The sequence below is a fragment of the Macellibacteroides fermentans genome (assembly GCF_013409575.1).
GTDB lineage: Bacteria > Bacteroidota > Bacteroidia > Bacteroidales > Tannerellaceae > Macellibacteroides > Macellibacteroides fermentans.
In genome coordinates this window covers 16,982-42,645 of record NZ_JACCCY010000006.1, presented here as the reverse complement: position 1 = coordinate 42,645, position 25,664 = coordinate 16,982, and the positions used below count along the sequence as shown (strand labels likewise).

The 25,664-nt window shown below is 41.8% G+C and carries 17 protein-coding genes; 14 read left to right on the top strand and 3 right to left on the bottom strand.

Annotated elements, in window-relative coordinates:
* Window positions 1-908: 908 nt before the first annotated feature.
* The 14 genes from F5613_RS15075 to F5613_RS15010 all read left to right on the top strand — a co-directional run bounded on the left by F5613_RS15075 (window position 909) and on the right by F5613_RS15010 (window position 17,201).
* The gene (locus tag F5613_RS15075) at window positions 909-1,121 is read left to right on the top strand and encodes a helix-turn-helix transcriptional regulator (RefSeq protein WP_179398207.1); all 213 of its coding nucleotides are present in this window, start codon (window positions 909-911) and stop codon (window positions 1,119-1,121) included.
* A gap of 13 nt (window positions 1,122-1,134) precedes the next feature.
* Window positions 1,135-4,335: a helicase-related protein gene (locus F5613_RS15070; RefSeq protein ID WP_179398206.1), complete on the top strand. Its 3,201-nt coding sequence runs from the start codon at window positions 1,135-1,137 to the stop codon at window positions 4,333-4,335.
* A 59-nt stretch (window positions 4,336-4,394) separates the two neighbouring features.
* The gene (locus F5613_RS15065; protein WP_179398205.1) at window positions 4,395-5,012 is read left to right on the top strand and encodes a DUF6088 family protein; all 618 of its coding nucleotides are present in this window, start codon (window positions 4,395-4,397) and stop codon (window positions 5,010-5,012) included.
* Complete coding sequence (locus F5613_RS15060; protein ID WP_246303299.1) at window positions 4,964-6,001, top strand: nucleotidyl transferase AbiEii/AbiGii toxin family protein; 1,038 nt, start codon at window positions 4,964-4,966, stop codon at window positions 5,999-6,001. The genes F5613_RS15065 and F5613_RS15060 overlap by 49 nt, the downstream gene beginning before the upstream one ends.
* Window positions 6,001-6,744 (top strand): DUF4391 domain-containing protein, encoded by a 744-nt coding sequence (locus tag F5613_RS15055; protein WP_179398204.1) that lies wholly within the window; start codon window positions 6,001-6,003, stop codon window positions 6,742-6,744. The genes F5613_RS15060 and F5613_RS15055 overlap by 1 nt, the downstream gene beginning before the upstream one ends.
* A 2-nt stretch (window positions 6,745-6,746) precedes the next feature.
* Window positions 6,747-8,615 (top strand): site-specific DNA-methyltransferase, encoded by a 1,869-nt coding sequence (locus tag F5613_RS15050; protein ID WP_179400382.1) that lies wholly within the window; start codon window positions 6,747-6,749, stop codon window positions 8,613-8,615.
* Between the two features lie 14 nt (window positions 8,616-8,629).
* A complete protein-coding gene (locus F5613_RS15045; RefSeq protein WP_218858949.1) occupies window positions 8,630-11,683 on the top strand; it encodes a type III restriction-modification system endonuclease in 3,054 nt (1,017 codons plus the stop codon).
* Window positions 11,684-11,758: 75 nt separating this feature from the next.
* Entirely contained in the window at window positions 11,759-11,986 is a 228-nt protein-coding gene (locus tag F5613_RS15040) for a hypothetical protein (protein WP_246303436.1), read from the top strand.
* A gap of 43 nt (window positions 11,987-12,029) precedes the next feature.
* Entirely contained in the window at window positions 12,030-12,398 is a 369-nt protein-coding gene (locus F5613_RS15035) for an RteC domain-containing protein (RefSeq protein ID WP_246303435.1), read from the top strand.
* Between the two features lie 120 nt (window positions 12,399-12,518).
* Window positions 12,519-12,878: a helix-turn-helix domain-containing protein gene (locus F5613_RS15030; protein ID WP_179400379.1), complete on the top strand. Its 360-nt coding sequence runs from the start codon at window positions 12,519-12,521 to the stop codon at window positions 12,876-12,878.
* A complete protein-coding gene (locus F5613_RS15025) occupies window positions 12,841-14,883 on the top strand; it encodes an AAA family ATPase (RefSeq protein WP_179400378.1) in 2,043 nt (680 codons plus the stop codon). Before F5613_RS15030 ends, F5613_RS15025 begins: the two co-directional genes overlap by 38 nt.
* A 14-nt stretch (window positions 14,884-14,897) precedes the next feature.
* Entirely contained in the window at window positions 14,898-15,212 is a 315-nt protein-coding gene (locus tag F5613_RS15020) for a helix-turn-helix domain-containing protein (RefSeq protein WP_179400377.1), read from the top strand.
* A gap of 163 nt (window positions 15,213-15,375) precedes the next feature.
* Window positions 15,376-16,095, top strand: a complete 720-nt coding sequence (locus F5613_RS15015; RefSeq protein WP_179400376.1) for a DUF6577 family protein — start codon at window positions 15,376-15,378, stop codon at window positions 16,093-16,095.
* 29 nt (window positions 16,096-16,124) lie between these two features.
* Complete coding sequence (locus tag F5613_RS15010) at window positions 16,125-17,201, top strand: nucleotidyl transferase AbiEii/AbiGii toxin family protein (protein ID WP_179400375.1); 1,077 nt, start codon at window positions 16,125-16,127, stop codon at window positions 17,199-17,201.
* Between the two features lie 38 nt (window positions 17,202-17,239).
* Here F5613_RS15010 and F5613_RS15005 read toward each other — a convergent pair whose 3' ends face one another.
* The 3 genes from F5613_RS15005 to topB form a co-directional block, all read right to left on the bottom strand.
* Window positions 17,240-22,963: an N-6 DNA methylase gene (locus F5613_RS15005; protein ID WP_179400374.1), complete on the bottom strand. Its 5,724-nt coding sequence runs from the start codon at window positions 22,961-22,963 to the stop codon at window positions 17,240-17,242.
* Window positions 22,950-23,396, bottom strand: a complete 447-nt coding sequence (locus tag F5613_RS15000; protein ID WP_179400373.1) for a DUF1896 family protein — start codon at window positions 23,394-23,396, stop codon at window positions 22,950-22,952. Before F5613_RS15000 ends, F5613_RS15005 begins: the two co-directional genes overlap by 14 nt.
* Window positions 23,397-23,559: 163 nt before the next feature.
* Window positions 23,560-25,650, bottom strand: a complete 2,091-nt coding sequence (gene topB / locus F5613_RS14995) for a type IA DNA topoisomerase (protein ID WP_179400372.1) — start codon at window positions 25,648-25,650, stop codon at window positions 23,560-23,562.
* Window positions 25,651-25,664: the final 14 nt, after the last annotated feature.

Sequence of the window (25,664 nt, the reverse complement as noted above, 5' to 3'; positions counted from 1 at the left end):
TTTGACAATTGTGTACTTTGCGTTTGACATATGTTGAACGCAAGGTATACAATTGTTGACTTTGCGTTGAACAGCTGTCAAACGAATAGTTGCCTTAAGTCTTTGGAATAGTTTGTATACGTGTTACAGATACTTCATCGTTAGAAGCGGACTACTACTGCCTATTTGTGCAGGCACTTTATGAAGTATTAAACTGATAAAGTAGTCTAATCGTCCATCGTTATACAGAAACTCCAGGCATTTCCCCAAAATCCGCCTTGAAATTAATGATGGATGACAGATGATCTGTATCTGTCACAAGACATCTGTCATACCCGAAACACAGGTACACAAAGGGTTTCGGCACATAAAATGACAGATGACAGTTCATTTTTGCAAATTCAAGTTTCGTAGAGAAAGTTAATGTGTAAAATTGAAAGTAGATGGAGTGGATTCTTGGGGTTGATCCAAAATAAGAAATGCGATTGTGCATAAAAAGAAAAAAGGTCTTGATAATTTACATTATCAAGACCTTTCCGTTGGCGGTCCGGACGGATTATGAACTTAATACATCAGACCGTTAATATTCAGTGAATTATCTTCTCAAAGATCTCTATGGGGTACAAATTAGGTTAGTTCCCATTTCTGCTCTTTATTTTGGCAGTTCTGGCTACTATTGTCCGCAATTTGTCTGCATAAAACTCAGGTTCAAAGTTACAACTTATTTTTGAATCAACAACTATTCTGAATCACAATATCTTAATATTGGTGCAAGGTGCAAGTTTATCTATATATAGATACTTGCACCTTGCACTAATGCAGCCTTGTCCTATGATTGTATGATAAATTGAATGTTATACGATTTAGTTTAAATAAAAACGCTATATTTGCATCTAATAACATCAAATGTTTGACTAAATAAGACAAGTATGTCAGAGAGAAAAGTCACAAATAGAATTAAGGTCGTTTTAGCTGAAAAAGGCAAAACCAATCGCTGGCTTGCGGAGAGAATAGCTAAAAATGAAACAACCATATCCCGATGGTGTTCTAACAAAGCGCAGCCCTCGGTAGAGGTGTTCGGGCTTATAGCGGAAGCATTGGATGTGGATGTGAGAGTGTTATTTAATACGACTAAAGAGTAATACCTGCCGAAGCATGAAGATATTAGATAACAAGCAAGGCCGGACGGTCGAGAATGAATTATCACAGAGAATAGACAATAGCACGATTGTCTCTATTAGTACCGGGATGTTCAGCATCTATGCTTTTTATCTTTTGCGTGAAAAGATGAAACATGTCAAGGGGCTAAACATTTTACTTTTGACCAATCCGCAAACAAATAAAGCAAATGGAGTCTCCATTGCGATGGATAATTCATTTTGGGGTGCGACTGAGGAGGGAGAGCTTAAAAGACAACTGCTGTTGAGAACGGCAGCCGAAGAGTGCAGCCGTATCCTTGAAAGAAGCCGCATCCGTGCGCTTAAAGTTCCCAATGCTTTTGGATTTAAGTTGATTTTTGTTGAAAAAGAGAATGAAGGTTGTGTGATTCATTCAGGGATGGCAGATTTCAGTGCAGACACCTTAGGTTTTATCGGCGCTAAAAATCCGCAGCAACATATTTTACAAGACGGGAATAATGAAGTTGTCCAACTCAAACAGATATATGATCAGACTTGGACGGACTCAACCCTGACTAAGGAGATCACAAAATTGGCTATTGAAGAACTGAAAAAGGGATATAGGGATTATTCTCCCGATTCAGTCTATTACATGATATTGCACCATCTGTTCCACTACTCTATCGTTGACTTTGCCGACGATAAGATCTTTAAATCCAAGACCGGCTTTAAGGAAAAGGAGATTTGGAAAAAGCTCTACAAATTTCAGCAAGATGGAGTAATGGGAGCCATTGAGAAGATAGAGAAGTATGGCGGTTGTATCATAGCTGATAGTGTGGGGCTGGGTAAAACCTTTGAGGCACTTGCCGTTATCAAATATTATGAATTGCGAAACGACCGGGTGCTTGTTCTTTGTCCCAAAAAATTGCGCGACAACTGGACGGTTTATACACAGAATGACAAACGCAACATTCTTATCAACGACCGTTTCAACTACGATGTATTATGTCACACCGACTTAACCCGTCTTCGTGGAAAGTCGGGCGATATAGACCTTGCCGCTATCAATTGGGCAAACTACGACTTGGTGGTCATTGACGAATCACACAATTTCCGGAATAATTATCCCTCTAAAGGCGAAATGACCCGTTATGCCCGAATGATGAATGAAGTCATCAAAAAGGGTGTAAAAACAAAACTGTTGATGCTTTCGGCGACACCGGTGAACAACCGGATGAATGATCTCAAAAACCAAATATCGTTTATCACGGAAGGCGACGACAGCGTATTCGAAGAAGAGGGCATAGATAATATATCCAACGTAATGAAGCTGGCGCAGCGGCAGTTTTCCGATTGGGCAAAATATTCGGATCGGAATATAAACGAGTTGTTCGACCGGTTGGATAATCGTTATTTCAAACTATTGGACATGCTTACTATCGCCCGTTCACGCAAGCATATCGTGAAATATTACGATTCGGCGGATGTGGGAAGGTTTCCGACCCGTCTGAGACCGATAAACGAAAAAACCGATATCGACAGTGAACAACTGTTTCCTTCGTTACGTAACATCAACAATGCTATTCGGAAGCTGAATCTGGCAAATTACTCGCCCGTATCTTCACTGAAAGAGGAGAAAAAAGCGGAATATGCGGCAAAATATGACTATCAGTTGAGTACGGGAAGTGTTTTTACGCAGTCCGACCGGGAAAAGAACTTAGTTGACCTTATGCGGGTGAATTACCTGAAACGGATGGAGAGTTCCATTTATTCTTTTTATCTGAGTGTAAAAGCGCTATTAGAGCAAGTCAATCAAAATTTATACAAGATAGAACATATATCCGAATTGTCGGATAAATCCATTACCATAGATAATGTTGATATAGAAGAGGATGAAAGTGATTATTTGATTGGCAACAAGGTAAAAGTATTACTTCAAGATATTGATTTGGTAAAATGGCGACAAGAGTTAGAATACGACCGCGATACACTTACAAAGCTAATGGAGAGTGCCGCCACCATATCGGCTGCTCGTGATGAAAAACTGACACGACTGAAAGAGGTCATCGCCCGCAAAATAGAAAACCCGATCAACGAAGACAATAAAAAAGTCATTGTTTTTACCGCTTTTGCGGATACGGCTACCTATCTTTATCAAGAATTGTCAGAATGGATATTGGATGAATATGGCTTATTTACCGCTTTGATAAAAGGAAGCGGGACAAATAAAACAAACTTCCCTGATATAGAAAGGAAAGAGATGAACGAACTGCTTACTCATTTCTCGCCTTATTCAAAAGAGCGTGATAAAACCTATCCGAATGTCAAAAGAGAGATAGACCTGCTCATTGCCACCGATTGTATTTCGGAAGGACAAAACCTGCAAGATTGTGACTATTTGGTAAACTATGATATTCATTGGAATCCGGTGCGTATCATTCAACGTTTCGGTCGTATCGACCGCTTAGGCTCCAAGAATGAACAAATCCAGTTGGTCAATTTCTGGCCGAATATGGAGCTGAATGAATATATCAACTTAGAGAGCCGGGTGAAAGGGAAGATGGTCTTACTCGATATTTCCGCTACCGGAGAGGAGAATCTCATAGAGATGAACGAAAACGACGAAATGACCGATTTGGAATATCGTCGTAAACAGTTGGAGCAACTCCAAAGTACAGTACTCGATTTGGAAGACATTCAAGGAGGAATAACCATTACAGACACCAACATGAACGATTTCCGAATGGATATTATGGAATACGAGAAAAACCACCTTGCCGATTTGCAGGATATTCCGTTGGGCGTCCATACCGTGGTCGAAATAGACGATGAAGATATACCGCCCGGCACTATTTTCTGTATGCGTAGCTCTGTACAACAAAAAGGCCAAAGTCTGTTGGCTCCCTATTATTTGGTGTATATGGGCGAAGATGGAGAAACGGTTTTAGGCTATATGCAGGGAAAACGTTGTCTGGATTACCTGAAAAAACTGTGTCAGGGCAAAACGGAAGTGCTGGCAGAGTTAGCGCAACAACTGAAAAGAGAGACAAAGAACTATGCCAATATGAAAGCCTATTCGTCCGCTTTTCAGTTAGCCATTGAGAGCGTTATCGGTAAATCGCAAGAGGTAGGTGCTGCTTCGTTTTTCTCTACAGAATTAGTTTCGCTCAATGCCGAAGGGGTTACCTCACAAAGCGATTTTGATATTGTGGCATTTGTTGTTGTCAAGCGGAAATAATTCTTTATCTTTGTCCGAAATCTACCGAATATTTCGGACAATATTATTGGGGTTTAATAATGGAAGAGAATATTTCACAAAAAGTTAGAGATCGAGTAACTCGCTTTAAGAAAGGCGACTTGTTCACTGTGCGTGATTTTGAAGATTTAAATAATGATAGCCTTGTTACCCGAACGTTATCCCGTCTGCAAAATGAAGGCATCATTGTTCGTGTGGCAACCGGCATCTATATGAATCCCATAAAAACGCAATTTGGTGTTCTGCACCCTACGATTGACCAAATTGCCCACAAAATAGCCGAACGAGACAGGGCTCAGATTATGCCAACCGGTGATACTGCCTTAAATATTTTGGGCTTTTCTACTCAAGTACCGATGAACGCCGTATATATTACCAACGGAGCTAAGCGAAAAGTGCAAGTTGGCGAAAGAAATATTATTTTCAAAAATGTTGTTCAGAAAAACTTTCAATTCAAGGGTAAGCTTCTGCCATTGATAATTATTGCACTAAAAGAACTTGGAGAAAATCAGGTAACGGACGAAATAAAGGACAAAATAAGTAAGCTTCTTTCGGAGAGTGATGCCGAAGAGCGAGCAACAATGATGCACGATTTATACCTGTCGCCGGTATGGATGAAAGAATTGCTATTACCAATCATAAAAACAGTAACAGAATGAGTATTTGGCTGAATTATAGCGAAGATGAAAAAATGGTTTTGCTACAACAAACAGCAGTGGCCAGAAAAATTTCAGCAGAACAGGCAATTGAAAAGGATTGGTGGGTAACGGCCATTTTGGCAGCATTGTCAAAATCTTCGTGGGCGGATTTTCTGCAATTCAAGGGCGGAACTTCCCTCAGTAAAGCGTGGGGATTGATTAGTCGCTTCAGTGAAGATATAGATTTGACTATAAGTCGTTCGTTTTTCGATCTACCTGAAGAAACCAATCAGCAACGAACAAAAATTCGCCGAGAAGCTTTCCATTACATAGAAGAGAAGTTGCTCCCCGAGTTAGATGGTATACTTTCTTCAGAAGGAATAACAGGTTATAAAATTGAGCTTGTTACAAAAAACAGTAGCGATATGGTAACTTTAGTAGAAGTAAAATACAAAAGTATTCTTCCGACTAAAATAGATTACCTCCTTCCGGTTGTCAAGATTGAGTTCAGTGCCATGTCTCTTGACGAGCCGTTTGAAAATCGAGAAATTGCAACGCTTATCCATTCCCGGTTTCCTGAAATTGATAGCGAAATAAAGTCACTTTTTAAGTCCGTATTACCGGAACGTACCTTTTTGGAAAAAATATTCTTGTTGCACGAGGAGTATCAAAAGGAAAATCCACGCACGGATAGGATGTCAAGACATTTATACGATTTGGAAAAGATGATGGATAGCTCTTTCGCTCAATCAGCGTTGCAAGATACGGACTTATACAAAGCCGTTGTCAGTCATCGTCAAAAGTTCAACAGCATAAAGGATGTTGACTATACAACACACGAACCTGTTCAGATCCGGATTTGTCCTCCCGACCACTTGATGGGGAGTTGGAGAAAAGATTACGAAAACATGAAAGAGAGTTTCATTTATGATAAAGAGAAAAAAACATTCGATAAAATTATCGAGAGGATGGAAGAGCTTACCGGCAGGATAAGAAAAATCAACCTATAATGATAGAGTACTTCAACATACCGTCCGGGGCATTAATCAATACGCCTATCAGCAAAAAACTTTTTGCCGAGAAAGCGCCTTTGTCTTCCGGGGAAAAACGATTGTTGCGTGAAGAGATAGAAAAGCTCACGATGAAAGGTTTATTGCAGACCCGCACCATTGGATTGGCTGCATACATGGATGATGAACAGGCTTACGACCAAATCACCATTGCCGAAGCAAGTATCAAGAATCCGGCTAAAGCGATGCCGGTAGCTACCATGGTACAGAAAGCCTTTCCTGCTCCGATGTTTTTAGTGATTCATTGTGGCGAAAGTTTTTGTGTGAATTGGTGCGTAAAACGAATCAATCAGGCGGATAAAACAAGGCGGGTGATGGAAGAACATCAAATAACCCGTTTCTTTGTACCTGAAGGCGACGATAGCATTATCCGTGCTTGGTTGCCTTCGTTAGATATAACACGCATCCGCTGTAATTCACTGAAAGAACTATTCGAAGCCTTGGCAAACCGCCTGTTGATGCTGGCAGTTTCCGACGAGGCAGGTATCTATCTCGAAAGCGACAGGCAGAAAACAGAGCAATACCGTGTCTTGCTGGAACAGTTAAATACCAACCGCATGGAACAAAAACGAATAACCGCTGAAGTAAAAGCGGAAACGCAATTCAACCTCCGTTTAAAGCTGACAACAAAACTGAAAGAGTTACAACAACAAGAAAAAATATTGAAAAATCAATTGATATAGCTATGCAAAAGACAAACATACCGCAAGCCGAGAGCAAAAGTGCCGACTTGGTTGCACAAAATCTGGAACAACTCAAACAGATTTTCCCCGAAGTTATCAAAGAGGGAAAGGTCGATTTTGAAGCCCTCAACGACTTGTTGGGTAATTATGCTGATACAGCCGAAGAGCGTTTTGCACTCAATTGGGCCGGCAAAGCCAACGCACGCCGTGAAGCACAAAAGCGAAGCACCGGCACACTGCGCCCTTGCCCCGAAGAGAGCGTGGATTGGGATACGACCGACAATCTCTACATTGAAGGCGACAACCTGGAGGTGTTAAAGCTGCTGCAAAAGAGCTACCACAGCCGTGTAAAGATGATTTACATCGATCCGCCCTACAATACAGGAAAAGACTTTGTATATAAAGACAACTACAAGGATAATATGAAAAACTACCTCGAGCTAACGGGGCAGGACAAGAAACTATCTACCAATACCGAAAGCGACGGACGCTACCACTCCAACTGGCTCAATATGATGTATCCACGGTTGAAATTGGCACGCAACCTGCTGACAGAGGATGGGGTGATATTTATCTCCATTGATGATAATGAAGTAGCGAATTTGAGGAAGGTTTGTGATGAGATTATGGGGGAGGAGAATTTTGTATTTCAGATCGCTTGGAGAAGGACAGACAATCAATCTAATATTGGAAACATAGCAAAAGTAAAAGAATATATTGCTTGTTATGCTAAATCAGGTAGTAATGTATCTGTTGGAAAGTTACCATTATCTGAAAAGGCAAAGAATGAATATCGTTATGAAGACAAAAAAGGCTTGTTCCGTAGAGATATTTTATTTCACAAAACTCGAGGTCGTCATTATTTTGAAGTAAAAACAAAAAGTGGTAATATTCTTAATGGACCTTGGATGATTAAAAAAGAAGATTTTCAAAAACTTGATGCCGAAGATGGAATCTACTGGACAAGCGGAGGAGACGAACAGCCTTATGGGAAAATTTATCTTTCCGAAAGTCAAGGACAAATACCCAATGATTTTTGGGGAATCGAATATGGAACAAATCAACGAGCGAGTTTAGAAGTTGAAGCATTATTAGAGCAACGATTGTTTGATTTTCCTAAACCTATAAGCTTACTAAAATATCTTTTAAATATAGGTTCAGCGAAAGACTCTCTCATTCTCGACTTCTTCTCCGGCTCCGCCACTACCGCCCATGCGGTGATGCAACTCAATGCCGAAGACGGAGGCAACCGCAAATACATCTGTGTACAAATACCCGAACCAACACCCGAAGAGAGCGAAGCTCGGAAAGCTGGTTATGCCACCATTCCCGAAATAGCCAAAGAACGCATTCGCCGTGCCGGTAAAAAGATACTCGAAGAACAAAAAGCGAAAGTCGAGAAAGAAGGGTTGTTCACTGAAGAACCAAAGAAACTCGATACCGGTTTTAAAGTCTTCAAACTCGACAGTTCCAATATCAATGCTTGGGATAGCAATCCCGATAATCTGGAAACAGCGCTTAATAACTCTCTGTTCAATATCAAAACGGATAGAAGCGAAGACGATCTGTTATACGAGATATTGATCAAGTACGGCATAGAACTGACCGAAAAGATTAATCGTCACACCATAGATGGAAAAACAGTCTACGAAATGGGAGCCGGGTCGTTGATAGTTTGCTTGGCAGATAACCTATCCACAACAGTTGCCGAAGGCATCGGAAAACTCTACAAAGCAGTTAGCCCCGAAGGTGTAGATGCCAATTGTCGGGTGGTATTCAAAGAAGCCGGATTTAATGGTTCGGACGAAGTGAAAACCAATACGCTGCTGATCCTGAAACAGCACGGCATTACGAATGTGGCAACCGTTTAAAAAGAGGACGCAGTATGGCTAAAAATATGACATTAAAATTCGAGAGTCACCTCGAATATCAGGACGACGCAGTAAATAGTATCTGCGACATCTTTGAAGGCGAAGAGATTTTCCAAAGCAACTTCTCTATCACGCCCATCAAGGGCGAAGAAAGTTTGCTATTTCAACGTGCGACCATCGGTATCGGAAACTCCATAAAGATGATCGAGGAGGATATGCTTGCCAATATGCAGCGTATCCAATTGCGCAACGGCGTGCCGCAATCGACGACCGAGAGTTTCAAGAAAGAGGGAATGAACTTCTCTGTAGAAATGGAGACCGGTACAGGTAAAACCTACGTCTATCTGAAAACGATCTTTGAACTCAATAAGCGTTACGGTTTTACCAAATTTATCATTGTAGTGCCGAGCATCGCCATCAAAGAGGGTACATACAAATCCTTACAGATCACCAAAGAACACTTCAAAGGCGAATACGAGAATGTGGTGTACGATTATTTTGTGTACGATGCTGCCAAATTGGAGCAAGTACGGTCGTTTGCCACGGGTGACAGTATTCAAATTATGGTGATCAACATCGATGCATTCCGCAAAAGTTTTGAAAGTGAAGATGAAAACAGCAAGTCAAACATTATCCACCGTTACAACGATAAGTTGGGCTACAAACCCATCGACCTGATTAAAGAAACGAATCCGATAGTGATTATCGACGAACCGCAAAGTGTGGATAATACCGACAAAGCCAAAGAAGCTATCGCTGCGCTCAATCCGCTCTGCTGTTTGCGTTATTCTGCCACACACCGCACGCCCTACAACATGATGTATAAGCTCGACTCGGTAGATGCTTACGAATTGAAATTGGTCAAACAGATTGAAGTGGCGACTGCCACTGTGGAAGGTTTCCAAAATGATGCATATATTGACTTGGTGAAAGTGGATAACAAAGCCGGTATTAAAGCGCAAGTGGAATTGGACTTTCAAAACAAAGGAAAAGTTGACCGCAAGAAAGCGTGGGTAAAACAAGGTCAGGATCTATTTGATATAACCCGGCGTGAACAATACGAAGGGTATATCGTGGAAGATATTTGGTACGAAAACGAACGCTGGAATATGTCGTTTACAAGCAATGATCAGATTATAGAACAAGGCGTTGTCTCGGGGAGTTTGAGTGACGACCTGCTGAAGCGAGAGCAAATACGCATGACCATCGAGGCGCATCTTGACAAAGAAATAGTGCTCAATCCGCAAGGAATAAAAGTGCTGAGCCTGTTCTTTATCGACAAGGTGGCAAACTACCGGGAGTACGATGCGGAGGGAAACCGCCAAAACGGCAAGTATGCCCGCATCTTCGAAGAGGAATACAACAGTTTGATACAGAAAGCGAAATATCGATCCTTGTTCAAGGAGCTGAAAGACCGGGATGTGGAGGTAAGCCAAATTCACGATGGTTATTTCTCCGTGGATAAGCAAAGTAAAGCATCAAACAGGAGAGATAAGTTCGAACGTTTTGTAGACACCTCCGGGAAAACGGCTAAAGACGATGATGCTTTCAATTTGATTATGCGCGATAAGGAGCGGTTGTTGAGCTTCGAAACGCCACTACGCTTTATTTTCTCCCACTCCGCCTTGCGTGAGGGTTGGGACAATCCGAATGTGTTCCAAATCTGTACGCTCAACGAAACAACCAAAGAGATAAAGAAACGGCAAGAGATTGGGCGGGGACTTCGCTTGTGTGTCAATCAGGAGGGTGAGCGGGTAAAAGGTTTTGAAGTAAACACACTGACGGTCATGGCAAACGAAAGTTATGAAGAGTTTGCTAAAGCCTTGCAGAATGAGATAGAGGAAGATACCGGAATCAAGTTCGGTTACCTGCACAAACACTCTTTTGCCCGTATCGAAGTAGGTGCAGAAAATGATAAGGCGATTTATCTGAACGAAGAAAAATCTGTACGTCTGTACGACTATTTTGTAGAGAAAGGCTATGTAAAAGAAGAGGTTATCAATCGGAAGAGCAAAGAATTTGCCGCCAAAGTACAGGAAAAGTTAAAAATAGACTTGCGTGATAACCGGGTCGTTATTCCCGAAGAGTTCGATTATATAAAAATGCCGATTCTGAAAATCTTGAAGCGTATCAGCGGAAACTTCATGAACATTAAAAATCGGGATGATGCACGTCGGGTAACGTTTAGGAAAGAGTTCTTTATCAACAACGAAGATTTCAAAAATCTGTGGGATCGGATAAAATACAAAACGACTTACTCTGTAAAGATTGATTCTGACAAGTTGATAACGCAATGCGCTCAACGAATATTCGAGGAAGTGGTTGTAGGCAGAGGACGTTTTGTTACCCGTAAGGTAAAATTAGCTATAACAGAAGGCGGTGTTCATGAAGGAGAAGATACACCGCGTGAATCGACACGGATTATGGACGATACGGTTTCGGTACTGCCGGATATTGTTACCTACTTGCAAAACGAGACCGGATTGACCCGGCAATCTATCGTTTCCATCTTGACCGGAAGCAAACGCTTGGAAGCATTTAAGAAAAATCCGCAAGCCTTTATCGAATCGGTTATTGATATCATCCGTAACGAGATGCGCCTCTTATTGGTTGATGGCATCAAATACAAGCGGATAGATAAGGATATGTGGTGTCAGGAACTGTTTGAAAACAAAGAGCTGCAAGGTTATCTAAGCAGCAACTTACTGGAAAGTAACAAATCACCCTACGATTATGTGATTTATGATTCGGAAACAGAGCGCAGTATGGCACAACGATTTGAAAGCTCCGATAATGTTAAGGTGTTTACCAAACTACCCTCCTGGTTTAAGATTGATACGCCATTGGGAGCCTACAATCCCGACTGGGCACTTGTTTGGGATGATGGTAACGAACAGAAACTTTATTTTGTTGTAGAGACTAAGGGCGGTTTGTTTGAAGACGCTATAAAACCAACCGAGAGAGCAAAAATAACCTGTGGCAAGAAACACTTCGCTGCCCTTGAAACCGGAATAAAATTAGAATTAGCAGATACATTTGATACATTGCAGGGGAAGATCACCTCTTAATTGAGGATTATATACAGGCATAAGAAAGACTTTGTATGTCTATCACATAACGTCTAACATTAAAAAATTATGTCTATGAATGATTTAAAAACCAAGGAGTTTTTCAGACTATTGTCTGAACCTTCGCAAGTATCGAACAAAGAAATTCAAACTTCGTATGAATCTTTTGTTAAGCAGATTACAGAAACAAGCAACTCAGAGGCAGATTACTCGAAAGTGTTTCGTCTATTGAATCACTCCCGTATCGAGATAGATTCAATAAAAACATCATCACTTTACGAGTCGGGGGGGGGATATGATTAAGTTTAATTACATCCGAAAGGCTTTGAGCTTTCTACATTCTGAAATGGAATTGCTAAAACTAAAGATACAATACCCGGAAAGATTTTCTCTAACAGAAGAACTATCGTTTAAGTCGGAACTCTATGTAATCCCCAAAGCAAAAGGACTGGGAATTATCGGGTTGGCGGAATTAGTGATAAGCATTTTTCTTTCAAAAGAAATAAAGAACCGAAACGGTAAACCTGCATCTTTGGTGCAACTGGCAAGAGCTTTTGAATATGTTTTCAATTGCAACTTCGGAAGTATATACGATAAGCAGGCAGAGGTATATAACCGAAAATCTTGCAACCTGACAAAATCATTAGATTTCCTCAAAGGGAGTTTGGAACGAGGTCGAAAAATCAACCTTTTGAAACAAAATGAAAAAGAATGATTTTTTATTTGTCTGAATTACTGAGTATTATATTCTAAACTTCGGGGAGTAGTTAACTACTCCCCCTGTTTTTGTATTATCCTTTCCCCGACCTTTGCAACAAATCAATAAGTTGCAAATATGGAAGTCATTACAATAGACAGCCAAGCATACAAAGAACTGGTATCTAAAATTAATGCGATAGCCAAGTTCGTCATCGATCATCAGGACGATGATACTGTCAATCCAGACGAAATGTGGGTGGACAGTTACGAAGTATGCACCTTCCTCAAAATTAGCGAACGAACACTTCAACGTTTACGCACTAAACGGCTAATTTCCTACTCTATCATATCCGGCAAATCATATTACACCATTGCAGAAGTTAAGCGAATGCTCTCAGAAAAGAGAATCCGCAGTACCGACGAATGTATGAATGACCTTATAAACAATTATCAACTCCATGCTCAACAAAGACGAACTGTTAAGACGGACAAATAGCGGTTTGGATGTATTCAAACACTATATTCCTGTGCAATGGAAAACGGGGCGGAATTTCCTCAATCCTTTGTACGAAGACCGTAAAGCTTCATGTAATGTATATTTTGACCGTCGAAATAGTGTTTACAAGATAAAAGACTTTGGAAACGATGAGTATAGCGGCGATTGCTTTTTCTTCGTTGGCAAGTTGAAAGGTTTGCATTGCAACGATGGAGCGGACTTCGTTGAAATTCTGAAAACCATAAACAGGGAGATGTCATTGGGATTGGATAGTTCGGACTATGCAACTCATATTCCGCAGTCAGTTCCACAAAAGAATAATTCGACGATCCCGGAACTACCCAAAATCAAACCCTATAATATCACACAACAGAAGTTTACTCAAAAGGAACTGGACTTTTGGTTAAGGTCAGGTATCACTCCCGAAATACTGAAACTATACAGAGCCGTATCCCTGAAAGAGTTTAGAAGCGAAAATAAGGACAATAAGCCTTTTTACTATACTTCATCAGAGAACGAACCAATTTTCGGTTATATGGGAAAACGGTATGTAAAAATATACCGTCCGTTCTCTGAAATTCGTTTTTTATATGGAGGTAATATCGGGGAAAGCTACTGTTTCGGTCTGGAACAATTACCTGCCAAAGGAGATACGCTGTTCATCACGGGGGGAGAAAAGGATGTGATGACTCTTGCCGCTCACGGCTTTCATGCGATTTGCTTCAACAGCGAAACTTCGACCATTCCGACAGGAATAATCTACAAACTTACATTTCGCTTCAAACATATCGTCCTACTCTACGACGTGGATAAAACAGGACTAGAAGCCGCAATCAAACACGAAAAAGCATTGACAGAATATGGTGTTAAACGTCTTGTGTTACCGCTTTCGGGCGAAAAAAGGGAGAAAGATATAACCGACTATTTCACTAAAGGCAACAGCCGAAAGGAGTTCCGCCAACTATTCATTGATTTTCTTGACAATCTATATAACGAAACAATGACCATGCTTAAATCCTGTGAAATTGATTTCAACAATCCTCCTGCCAAAGCCGAAGAAGTAATCTCGGCTGGCGACGTACCATTGGGAACGCAGGGTAATATTCTTTGCATTACTGGCGGAGAAGGGACCGGCAAAAGCAACTATGTTGCCGCCCTGATTGCAGGTTCGATAATCAAAGACAATCGCACTATTGATACGTTGGGCGTGAATGTCCGTGATAATTCCGACGGCAAAGCAGTTTTGCTTTATGATACCGAACAATCCGAAGTACAACTATTCAAGAATGTTTCCAACCTTTTGAAACGTGCCAAACTGAACGAGAAACCTGAAGAACTACGGGCGTTCTCCCTTACGGGAATGTCCCGAAAAGAACGACTGCAAGCCATAGTTCAAAGTATGGACAAATATCATTACGAATATGAGGGTATCCGATTGGTTGTAATTGACGGTATTGCCGATTTGGTATTATCTGCCAATGACGAAGCGGAAAGTATTCGCATTGTGGATGAGTTATATCGTTTGGCAGGAATATACCGCACCTGCATTGTTTGCGTACTTCATTATGTACCAAACGGGTTGAAACTTCGCGGACATTTAGGCTCGGAACTGCAACGTAAAGCGGCTGCAATCGTGAGTATCGAACTCGACAGCGAGCCGTCGGTATCGGTGGTTAAGGCACTCAAAGTACGGGACGGCAGCCCGCTCGACGTTCCTTTGATGCAGTTCTCTTGGGATAAGGAACTGGGAATGCACATTTATATCGGTGAAAAGCCACGAGAGGAAAAGGAAAAGCGAAAAGAAAAGGAGCTGGCGACAGTTGCCCGTGAGATATTTGGCGTACAAAAGCACTTGACTTATATCGACCTGTGCGACCGCATCCAGCAAACAATGGATGTAAAGGAACGTACCGCCAAAAGCTACATTAAGTATATGCGAGAAAAAGAAATAATCATAAAAGATCCGTCCAATCAGAATTACTTTATGATAGGGCATATCTTCTAAACACTTGAACAATTATGTATATCAGCAGAGAAGACTTTGAAGCATGGATGGAACGAGTCATGTACCGCTTCGACAAACAGGATAAAACCCTTGATAAAATGAGTAAACGTAGGAATATGTTAGACGGAGAACTATTGCTTGACAATCAGGATTTGTGTCAGCTTCTCCATATAAGTAAGCGAACGCTGCAACGCTATCGCAGTACAGGCGAACTGCCTTTTCAGACGGTTTACCAAAAGACCTACTATAAAGAGAGTGATGTACATACGTTCATCAGAGAAAATTTCAATAAAAAACGGAATGGCAGGAAGCCTACGGAAAACCCGTGAGGGCTGTTTAATTTCAATACATTCATTTTTAGAAATTTCAGTTTGACAGAAACCCGTACCGTCGTGATGACAGGCACGGGTTTTGTCTTTTCAAATTTACGTCAAAAAAAACTATTTATTGACGTAAATTTGATTACCTTTGCAGAGAATTAAAGTAGCATATATGAGTAAAATAACAAATATCGACAAGCTGCAAAAAGAGTTTGGCAGCAAAAATATCATTGAATTAAAAGATATTGATGCTTTTTATAGGAAGGAAGAACCCTCTATTCCTAAAACAACTGTGAATTGGCGTGTGTATGCTCTTGTTCAGGAAGGAGTACTTCAAAGGGTGGGCAAAGGGTTATACCGTTTAGGTAAAACAGAAATATTTGTTCCAGAAATTACCCATAAGAAAAAAAGCATTAGCCAGTTTATAAACAAAAATTTTCCATTTGCCAACTATTGCCAGTGGGAATTGTCCCACGTTAATTATTTCTCGCAACATCTTATCAATTTCAACATTCTATTTGTGGATGTAGAGAAAGATGCGTTAGATGCTGTATATTATGCTTTGAAAGAGCAATATTCAAAAGTGATGCTGATTAGTAATCTTTATGGAGATATATCGGATTTCAGCGACACAATTATTATTCGTCCTTTGATATCGGATTCTCCTACACAAAAGGTGAAAAACTGCTATGTGGCTACTCTCGAAAAAATGTTGGTGGATTTAGCAACGGATAAAGAACTAATATCTTTTCAAGGAAACGAAATATATACGATTATACGCACTGCTTTTGAGAAATACACGATCAATCAAAACACGATGCTTAGATATGCAGGGCGTAAAAATAAGAGAAGGGAAATAGAGGATATCTTGAAAACTATAAATCGTCAATAATCGTCATAAATTGACGTAAATTTGAAAATATGATAAAATCAGAAAACGCATCAAAAGAGTGGATTGAAGCAATAACAAAATCCACAAAGGCAAAAGATAAAATACTTGTCGAAAAAGTAGTGAGAGCTTTAATGCTTTTAGAAGGTCTTGCAAAATCTAATTTGGATTTTGTTTTCAAAGGGGGAACTGCTTTAATGTTATTATTCCGTTCGAGCAAACGGTTATCCATAGATATTGATATTATTGTACCCGAAAAAGAAGCGAAATTCGATAGTATATTAGACGAAATCTGTAAAGAATATGGGTTCACTCGATTTGAAGAACACCCACGTAAGGCAAAAGCCAAAATAGACAAAGTACATTATAAACTGTATTTCCATTCGGTTATTGAAGAAAAAGAATCTTATGTATTACTGGATATTCTGAAAGAAAAAATAAACTATCAAAATGTGGTTGAAGTTCCTATAGATAGTTTGTTTGTGAAATTAGACGGAACAGCAACACAAGTAAGAGTTCCTGATTTCAACAACATACTGGGCGACAAACTGACTGCCTTTGCTCCCAATACAACAGGCATACCCTATAAGAAGGGCGAAAAAGAAATGGGTATGGAAATTATCAAGCAAATGTATGATATAGGTTGCTTGTGCGACCATGCAGATAATGCGGAGATAGTTTCTTCTGTATTTTCATCATTTGCCGAAACGGAAATACAATACAGGGAAAATATTTGTACGGTTTCAGACGTACTCGATGATATTATTGATAATTCATTAGAGATATGTTTGCGGGGTAATCACGGTAAGGCGGATTTCGCTATTCTCTCCAAAGGTATATTGCAAGTAAAGGGCTTTATTTACTCGGAAGTGTTTCATCTTGAAAAGGCAATTACTTATGCGGCAAAAGTGGCATATATGGCTACCGTAATAAAATATGGACAAACGGATATAAAGAAATTCGATGCTGAAAAAATACAAGAAATGAAAGATTGGCTGATAAAAGAACCGACAAGTACCAAATTTAATAAATTTAAAAAATCAAATCCAGAAGCGTTCTTCTACCTATACCAGTTATCTGAAATAACTTCAAGCACAGAAAAAAAATAATAAAAGTGGCGATTGGATATGTTCAATCGCCATTTCTATTAAAGCTTGAATGCCTTAGATGTATCTTTCTTCTCCACTTTCGGCGGACTACCCCCCACCGATGCAATTAAAAGCCTGTCACCCATAATGTCTTTCACTCCCTGTAAATTGTTGGGTAAAGGAGTGTCCCGGACAGAGGCAGTAGGCTGGTTTGCACTATTTATCGAAACGGCATCGTTCTGTACGCTCTCCTCGATTGGTTTGAGCGAGAGTTGGATTTCACGGTCTAATTTAATCAGGTCATCTTTCAGCACTTTCAGTTCCGGTTCTTTCCGCCAAGTGGCTTCGACGACTTCTTTGAGAACGGGAATATCCTTTTGCAATTTCTCATTATCCGATTGGTATTTCTCCAACAATTTAGGCATCGTATCAAGGGCATTCAGAAAATTCAGTGCTGCTGTCTTCGGGTCAGAAGCAATATAACCGTGATTGTAATTGTAAAGAATACCTCCTTCCCCTTTGGCAAAAAAGCGGTTTTGTATCACATCAAAACCGTCTTTATTACTCGTTTCGGATTTTACCAATAAATCAAAACCATAAAGTGTACCGATTTTATCGTGTGCTCCGTGAGTCCGGGCTTTGTCGGCTATCTCATTTAATTTTATTCCAACCTCTTTCGGATTACTTTCCTGCAAACCGTCCAATAAAACAGGATTCAGGCGGGTAACGCCATCCGATTGAAACTGAACACGGGAATTGAATGCTTCCATATCTTTGGAAATACGGCTAATTATACCGTCATTTTTCTCCACATCGGACATAATACCTTCCAACTTATGGCGGGATGATGATTTACCTCTGGTAAACGCCTGTCGTTCCGATTCAAGGGAAGCGATCTTCTTCTCCAGCCGTGCTTTTTCGAGTAACTCGGTATTACCTGAAAGGATAGCCACGTATTCAGAAAAGTTCATTCCGCCTTTTTCGTCCATGCTGCCTTCGTCAATGGTACGGCTACCCATTGAGTTGTTTTTCAACTGGCGGATGAAAAGCTGCTTATTATGCAACAAACCGAATTTATAAGCGTCCAATGATTTTTCAACGGCGTAAATCAGTACATCCACTTTATTGCCGGCATACAGTTTGGCAATATCATTACCTTTACGAATGCCCCGACCGTCTCGCTGTTCAAGGTCGGACGGTCGCCAAGGCGCATCCAAATGGTGAATGGCAACGCATCGTTTTTGGGCATTTACACCTGTTCCCAACATTTCGGTAGAGCCAAACAACACACGGATCTTGCCCTCGTTCATATCTTTTATCATTGTTTTGCGAGCCTTGTCCGTTTTTGCCTCCTGAATAAAGCGTATTTCGTGAGCGGGGATTCCGTAGTCATCCATCAGTTTACGCTTTATCTCGGAACAGGGATTCCATTCTCCGGGTTTGTAGGTCCCCAAATCAGAGAAAACAAACTGTGTAGCCTTGTGATCCTTGAATTTGGTATAGTAATCCGATACCATCTTAGCAACGTGTGAAGCCTTGTTATCTATATGGTCGCCGTACTTTACGGGGTCAATCAACCGCATATCGAGCGACATTTTGCGGGCATAGTCCGTCGCGATCAGCATCTTTGCTTTTTCTTCGCTTTCCGATAGCGGAGCACGTCCCAATACTTCGCCTTTGCCTGTCTTGGCAAACTCTACCAACTTCTGAATAAATTCCTGTTGGTCGGGCGTAGGTGGAATATTGTGCAGGATTTCATTCTTGACAGGCCGGTCGATTCCGATATCTTCGGCGGAGCGATAATCCGTAATTTCGGCATAAAAAGCCGCCAATTCGGGTACTTTGATAAAATACCGGAAGCGTTCTTTCTGTACAATCTCGTTCGTAACCGAAAATTCATAGTCTATCGACTTTTTGGCAAAAATAGCCGCCCAGGCATCGAACGTATTTATGTTCTGCCGTTCCAGTTCGTTTGGCCGGAGATACTTGAAAAGCAAGTATAACTCCGTCAGTGAATTGGAAATGGTTGTACCTGAAAGGAAAGTCGCTCCCAAATCCTTTCCCGTCCTGTCCTGAATGGTACGCAAGGCGAACAGCATATTTAAGGCACGTTGAGAACCTTCGGCATTTCCCAATCCTGCCACTCTATCGTGACGGGTGGTAAAGGTCAGGTTCTTGAAACGGTGGCTCTCATCAACGTACAAATGGTCGATGCCCATTAAACGAAAATCGACTGTATCATCTTTCCGGTTTTCAATCTGATAAGCGATCGTATTTAACTTGGCTTCAAGATTAAGTTGTCGTTTAACCAGACCTTTCTCCATTGCACGGGAAATCTCCTTGCCCTGTGCCCTTAATACTTCCAAATTTTCTTCGACCGAATCGAGTTCCGCCTGTAAAATGCGTTGCTGTATCTCGGGCGACTGGGGGATCATACCAAATTGTTCGTGCGTCAAAATGATAGCATCCCAGTTGTTGTTCTTCATTTCGTTGAAGATCTTCGCCCGTTTTGCAGGGGTAAAATCTTCCTTACCCGGATACAGTACCTTTGCATTGGGATAAGCCGTACAGAAAGTTTGGGCTATCTCGTGTACATTGGCTTTGAGAGCCATAATGAGGGGTTTGTTAACTAATCCCAACCGTTTTTTCTCGTAGGCGCTTACGCACATTATCAGGGTTTTTCCACCGCCCACCTCGTGGTCGATGATGCCCCCTCCATTGAGTTTATCCATCCAAACCGCATCTTTTTGGCTCTTGTACAGGTCGGGGATACCTAAACCCTTCAAGTCCAATCCGGGAAACTCCTGATGACTGCCGTCGTAATCGGGACGAACGAAGCAGTTGAACGTGCGGTTGTATTTATCCGCCAACCGGTCTTTGAACTCCTGCGACTGTTCGCCCAACCATTCGGTAAAACCGTTGCGTATCTCGTCAATCTTGGAATTGGCAAGTTGGATGGATTCCGAATCTCTCACTTTAACGTCTTGCATTTCTCCGTCAACCAATTTTCGTACTTTCTTGGTAATATCGGGAGAGGTATTGTGCAAAGCGTGCTTCATCAACGCAATCCCGTCATAACTCCGACTTTGTGCCCTGACAGCGTATTGATCCCAAATCTTGATATTCTTATGGTCGGCTTTCAGACTGTATTCATCCCGGCTTTGTGCATAGTGTACCGACACATCGGTATCGAACAAGTACGAAGCATACTTGCTGTAAATACCTGTCGGAATCCATCGTTCTCCAAAATTGAAGTCCAAATCCTCAAAGGATATCGGACGGGGCGTTGCTTCCCGAAGTGCTGTGAGGGATTCTTTTGCGGATTCATTATCGGGATGATTGTCCAGATAGCGTTCGACGTGTTCGGCTTTGGAAATTACATTGCCACTTATGAATTTGTCCGCGATTTCATAAGCACCGATCATCGGGTTGAAGAATACCTGCCCTTTTAGTTCGTATAAAATCTCTTCCGAAGTGCCGCCTGTAAGCCCTGCCATATAGTCAAGATCAACAGTCGCGTATTTGTTGAGCGAAGCGGTCAGGGCTTCCCGTGCGTTATCGGCAGAAGTTATTTCGTTTGGATTAAAAGCAACCGGTTGTTGGAAAATATCGGCTTTGACAGCTTTGCCGTTGACATAGCGTTCAAGGGACAAAATTTCCGTTCCTCCGGCATCCATTTTAATAAGGCTCAGGTTTTTCGCGTCGTTTATGTTTCCGAAACGGCGGGTAAAATCATCATAAAGCCTGTTGAGCATTTCACGCAAGGCGGGATTTGCTTCCAACCTTGTTGCTTCGTTGCTGTACAGGTGGTGATAAGTATCCCGTATTTCGATGTAAAGGGATGCTTTCGCCTGCTGTGTTCCGGTGAGCTGAAGCGGATGGAACATCGGCTGAAATCCGTTCAAATCACGTAAATAACCGATACGGTTGTTATTGTCCGTTACCAATGTGCCTTCCCTGTAATGGGATGGAATATCTTCCGGTTGGAAAGGGACAGGTTTCAAACGCTCTTGTTGTTCCCGTTCAGCTTCCGCCCGAAGGTTTTCCAATTGTTCTTCCCGACGGGCATCGAATACGGGATAAGCTTGTGCTGTTTCCTGTTGCAATTGTTCCCTCTTTTGAGTGGCTTCATACTGCAATTCTTCCCGCCAATCCATAAAAGGAAGTTCTTGTGGTTTGCTTTCCTGCTTTTGAGGCTTCTTGCTCCGTTTTCTTGGTTTATTTGCCTGACTGCGTTCCTCTTGGGTAAATCCGAAGAGGTCATAGAGCGTAATTAATGGTTGCTCTGTAACAGGCTTCGGTTTTGTCTCCGGAGTCGGCTCTTTTTTAATGGCAGGGTTGTCCATATCGAAAAGAGTAGTTGCAAATCCCGAAGTTGGCTTGTTTAGGGTTTGCTTTTCAGATTCATTTTTTACCGATTGTTCTATGGAAACAGTTTCTCTTGTATTCTGTGAAAGCATATTTTCATCAGAAAACCAATGTTCTTCAAGTGCTTCCCAAAAAGGATCAAGCTCATCTGTTTGCCAAAGGGGATTGAGGTCGTTGGCATATACGGCTTCTTCTGATTCAGGTTTCAACTCTATTTCTTCGGTGGGCAAAGACTTTATTTGTTCCGAAGCATCTTGTGCAAAGTTTTGGTATCGTTGTAAATCCAAATGTTGGGAAAAATCTTCATCCAGCATTTTACGCAGGTCTTTGGCAATACCGTCCACTCCACCCTCGTGTGTAAAGACAATGGCAGGTTTGCCATAAGGGTCGGTATCTATCTTTGAACCGGTCTGCACCACCCTGTCGAAATCACGAAACAGGTTATTGATGGAAATATCGTTTGACAACTTGCGGGATTCGATAAAATTCTGCTGTCGTTGGTTCAATTCCGTATTTTGACTGTTGCGTTGCAGGATAATCAAATCGCTGCCGACATCAGTTCCGGCGTGGTCGGTAAAGAGGTTGTTCGGTAAGCGGACAGCCGAAACCACATCGCAGGTGCTCATCAGGTATTCACGTATCGGCTTGTTTTGCTCTGAATTAAGAACGCCCTGTGAAGTGATAAAGGCGATTATTCCGCCCTCTCTTGCCGTCATAACGCTTTTGGTAAAAAAGTAGTTGTGGATAGCCTGTGTCGATTGTTTGACCGCCGGTATCTCGTGGGTGGATAACAGCGGGTCAAATACGGCAATATCGCCAAATGGAATATTGGATGCTATCACATCAAAATGCTGTGCGTAACGTCCTTCCATTTTCTCGTAACCCTCAATCCGCACTTTATCTTGCGGGTAAAGGTGTGAGAGGATTTTTCCCGTAAGCAAATCCTTTTCAAATCCGGTTACTTTGGCTTCGGGTGCGATTTCTTTGAAAGAGGCAATAAAAGCACCTGTGCCGGCACTGGGTTCTAAGAAGCGAGTCGGTGTGATACCGCTATCTTTTAAGGCATCCGCCAACGCGTTAATAACAGGCTTCGGCGTATAAAATGCCGTTAGGATAGAGCTTTTCAAGGAACTGACATAGCGTTTGTAAACTTCCGGTGTGGGAGAACTTTCACGGAGTACCTCGTGAAGTTCCTGCACTAAGGGAAAAAGCTCGATTTCGGATTTAGACCACCGCTCAATATCTTCGGGCTTTTCCGCAGGATTAAGAATTGCCTTAATTCCTCCGAAACCTGAATAGTTGGCGAGTATTTCCCGCTCTTCGGGAGTTGCTCTCTTCTGTTCCTTGTCGAGCCTTAACGCCAACTTGACAGCATCAATGTTCTGACGCAAATGAGTTCGCTTATTGTAACTCATTTTCGAGCAAAATCAGGATTGTGCCGACAAGCTCCGTATAGAGCGACTGGTACTCTGTCGTCTCGGCAAAATCATCATTCAGGTTGTAGTTGGAAAATACCGCTTGACATTCGGGCAATAGTTCTTTTGCCTTTGCTTGGGCTTCATTGGGAGAAACTTCGTCGAAGAACTCGTTCCAAAGAATTTCAACAATCACATTGTAAGGAGAGAAATGCAAACCTTTGAATAAGGTTTCGTTGGCAATTTCGGCTGTCTGAATATGGTCTAAACCACTTTTTACGGCTTCGCTGTACGCTTCGGCTGCCATATCCCCACGTCCTGCAATAAAGGAAAGGTCGTTGGCTTTGTCGGGGTGGGAATCACGTAAAAAGGATAGTAAATTAAGGCGGAAGTAGGACATTTCCGCAGGCTCTAAGTTTGAATTGTATTTCATACTGATGAATTTTTTAGTGGTAAAATTGTTGATGTAGATATGCAAAAGGCACCGGGGTATCCCTCCCCAGTGCCACCACTAAAAAAATCCAACAGTACATATCCAACAATTTCTCGTCAAACTTGTGGCTGTATGAACTTTCTTAGCGGTAAAGATACTACTTTTATTTCCGTTTTTTGTTTCTCGGAGGAAATTCAAAAACTGTTTTATAGGCTTCGTCAAAAGCGATAGCAGCATCAAAAAACTTATTTTTTTTGCTCTTAAAACCTTTGATAATGCCTGTTTTCCCTTTGGTGAGCAGGTCTTTCAGTTGTCCATCGGTCAGGTCCTTGCCCGACTTGTTCCGGAACACAGTCAATCCGCAATCTTCGTTATTACACTTGGCTACTTTTGGGTAGAAAACGATCTGACCGTTTTTACATTTGGGACACGGACAACTTTCTTTTGTATTGCCGCCTTCAATTTTACTTCCCAACAGTTCGGTGGTAATCTGCGCGGCATACACTGCAATCCCCCTGTGGAAAGTATCTGCATTCATTTCTCCCGAAGCTATCTCATTCAGGGCACTTTCCCATTCGCCCGTCATACCGATATCCGCAATCTTTTTATCACGGACAGCTAAATACACCACCAATCCTTTGTTGGTCGGCACAAGGGATTTTTTCTCCCTTATGATATACTCACGTGAAAATAAGGTTTCAATAATACTTGCTCGTGTAGCAGGTGTACCGATACCCGATTCTTTAATGGCTTCCCGCTCAGCTTCATCGGTCAGATCTTTGCCGCAGGTTTCCATTGAAGACAATAGACTGCTTTCCGTGTGTAACGGACGGGGATTGGTTTGTTTCTCCAATAAATCCGTTCCGTTAATAGGAAGTACGTCGCCATTGGATAAGAAAGGAAGTGTAGAAACATCATCTTCGCCTTTCTCATCATCGGGTGCATTCAATACCGCTCTCCAACCCGGAATAAGGACAACACTGCCTTTAACCGAAAACGGAACGCCCGCAGCATCCAAAGAAACGTTTGTGTTTTCTTTGGTACATTTACCCGAAAAGGCTTCCAATAGCCGGGCAGCAATCATATCATAGATAATACACTGGTCGGCTGAAATATCTTTCGGCGTATTTTCGGTAATTATCAGGGCGTGGTGGTCGGTAACTTTCTTGTCGTTTACTGAACGCCTGTTCAGACTTGCTTCCGACAATGTTTTTGCATAGTTGCCGAATGAAGAATGATTAGAAAGCATACTGATTAGGGCCGGTATTTCAGCAAAAACGTCATCGGAAATATAACGGCTTCCGGTTCTCGGATAAGAAATGAGCTTGGCTTCATAAAGCGATTGTGCCACCGACAGGGTTTTATCTGCCGAAAAACCGTGCCGGCTATTGGCTTCTTTCTGCAAGGTGGTCAGGTCATAAAGTAATGTCGGTTCCTGACGTCCTTGTTTCGTTTCCATATTGACGATGCGGACTGATTCTGACGAGCGGATACGCTCTAAGATTGTGTCTGCATCCTGTTTCGTATTGTACCGTTCGGTAGAAATTACAGCAAATTGGATTTCATCTTTTGCTGTGTGCAATCTGAATTGAAAATAAGTTTGTGGTTTGAACTCCTTGTTTTCGAGGTATCGGCTGCATATCATCGCAAGTGTGGGCGTTTGTACCCTGCCTAACGACCATACGCCGTGTCCGGCTGATATGGAAAGGGCTTGCGAAGCGTTTATTCCAACAATCCAATCGGCTTGGCTGCGTGCTTTGGCGGAACCGTACAAGTTGTCATATTCTTTTCCCGGACGAAGATTTTCCAGCCCTTTTCGTATAGCTTGGTCGGTAAGCGAACTTATCCAAAGACGGTCGAAAGGTTTATTACACTCCAAATAACTATAAATGTATCTGAATATTAGCTCTCCTTCGCGACCCGCATCGGTTGCAACCACGATACGCTCGCATTTATTGAATAGTTCTCGGATAACTTTTAGTTGCTTCATCGTTCCCGGATCGGGCTTGTATTCCTTGCCGTCCTTTACTTGACGGGGCAGCAACTTAAATTCTGACGGAAGTATCGGTAGGTTTTCAGCCTGAAATCCTGTGATACCATAATCCTGCGGCATCGCCAATCCAACGAGGTGGCCGAATGCCCATGCAACACAATATCCGTTACCTTCCAAATAACCGTCCTTGCGGTTACTCGCACCAACGATAGCCGCTATATCACGGGCTACGCTTGGTTTTTCTGCAATTATTACTTTCATTTTTGATGTGGATT

Coding starts and splice junctions, on each gene's coding strand:
- F5613_RS15075 (WP_179398207.1), top strand. CDS start 909: ATGTCAGAGAGAAAAGTCACAAATAGAATTAAGGTCGTTTTAGCTGAA.
- F5613_RS15070 (WP_179398206.1), top strand. CDS start 1,135: ATGAAGATATTAGATAACAAGCAAGGCCGGACGGTCGAGAATGAATTA.
- F5613_RS15065 (WP_179398205.1), top strand. CDS start 4,395: ATGGAAGAGAATATTTCACAAAAAGTTAGAGATCGAGTAACTCGCTTT.
- F5613_RS15060 (WP_246303299.1), top strand. CDS start 4,964: ATGGATGAAAGAATTGCTATTACCAATCATAAAAACAGTAACAGAATG.
- F5613_RS15055 (WP_179398204.1), top strand. CDS start 6,001: ATGATAGAGTACTTCAACATACCGTCCGGGGCATTAATCAATACGCCT.
- F5613_RS15050 (WP_179400382.1), top strand. CDS start 6,747: ATGCAAAAGACAAACATACCGCAAGCCGAGAGCAAAAGTGCCGACTTG.
- F5613_RS15045 (WP_218858949.1), top strand. CDS start 8,630: ATGGCTAAAAATATGACATTAAAATTCGAGAGTCACCTCGAATATCAG.
- F5613_RS15040 (WP_246303436.1), top strand. CDS start 11,759: ATGAATGATTTAAAAACCAAGGAGTTTTTCAGACTATTGTCTGAACCT.
- F5613_RS15035 (WP_246303435.1), top strand. CDS start 12,030: ATGGAATTGCTAAAACTAAAGATACAATACCCGGAAAGATTTTCTCTA.
- F5613_RS15030 (WP_179400379.1), top strand. CDS start 12,519: ATGGAAGTCATTACAATAGACAGCCAAGCATACAAAGAACTGGTATCT.
- F5613_RS15025 (WP_179400378.1), top strand. CDS start 12,841: ATGCTCAACAAAGACGAACTGTTAAGACGGACAAATAGCGGTTTGGAT.
- F5613_RS15020 (WP_179400377.1), top strand. CDS start 14,898: ATGTATATCAGCAGAGAAGACTTTGAAGCATGGATGGAACGAGTCATG.
- F5613_RS15015 (WP_179400376.1), top strand. CDS start 15,376: ATGAGTAAAATAACAAATATCGACAAGCTGCAAAAAGAGTTTGGCAGC.
- F5613_RS15010 (WP_179400375.1), top strand. CDS start 16,125: ATGATAAAATCAGAAAACGCATCAAAAGAGTGGATTGAAGCAATAACA.
- F5613_RS15005 (WP_179400374.1), bottom strand. CDS start 22,963: ATGAGTTACAATAAGCGAACTCATTTGCGTCAGAACATTGATGCTGTC.
- F5613_RS15000 (WP_179400373.1), bottom strand. CDS start 23,396: ATGAAATACAATTCAAACTTAGAGCCTGCGGAAATGTCCTACTTCCGC.
- topB (WP_179400372.1), bottom strand. CDS start 25,650: ATGAAAGTAATAATTGCAGAAAAACCAAGCGTAGCCCGTGATATAGCG.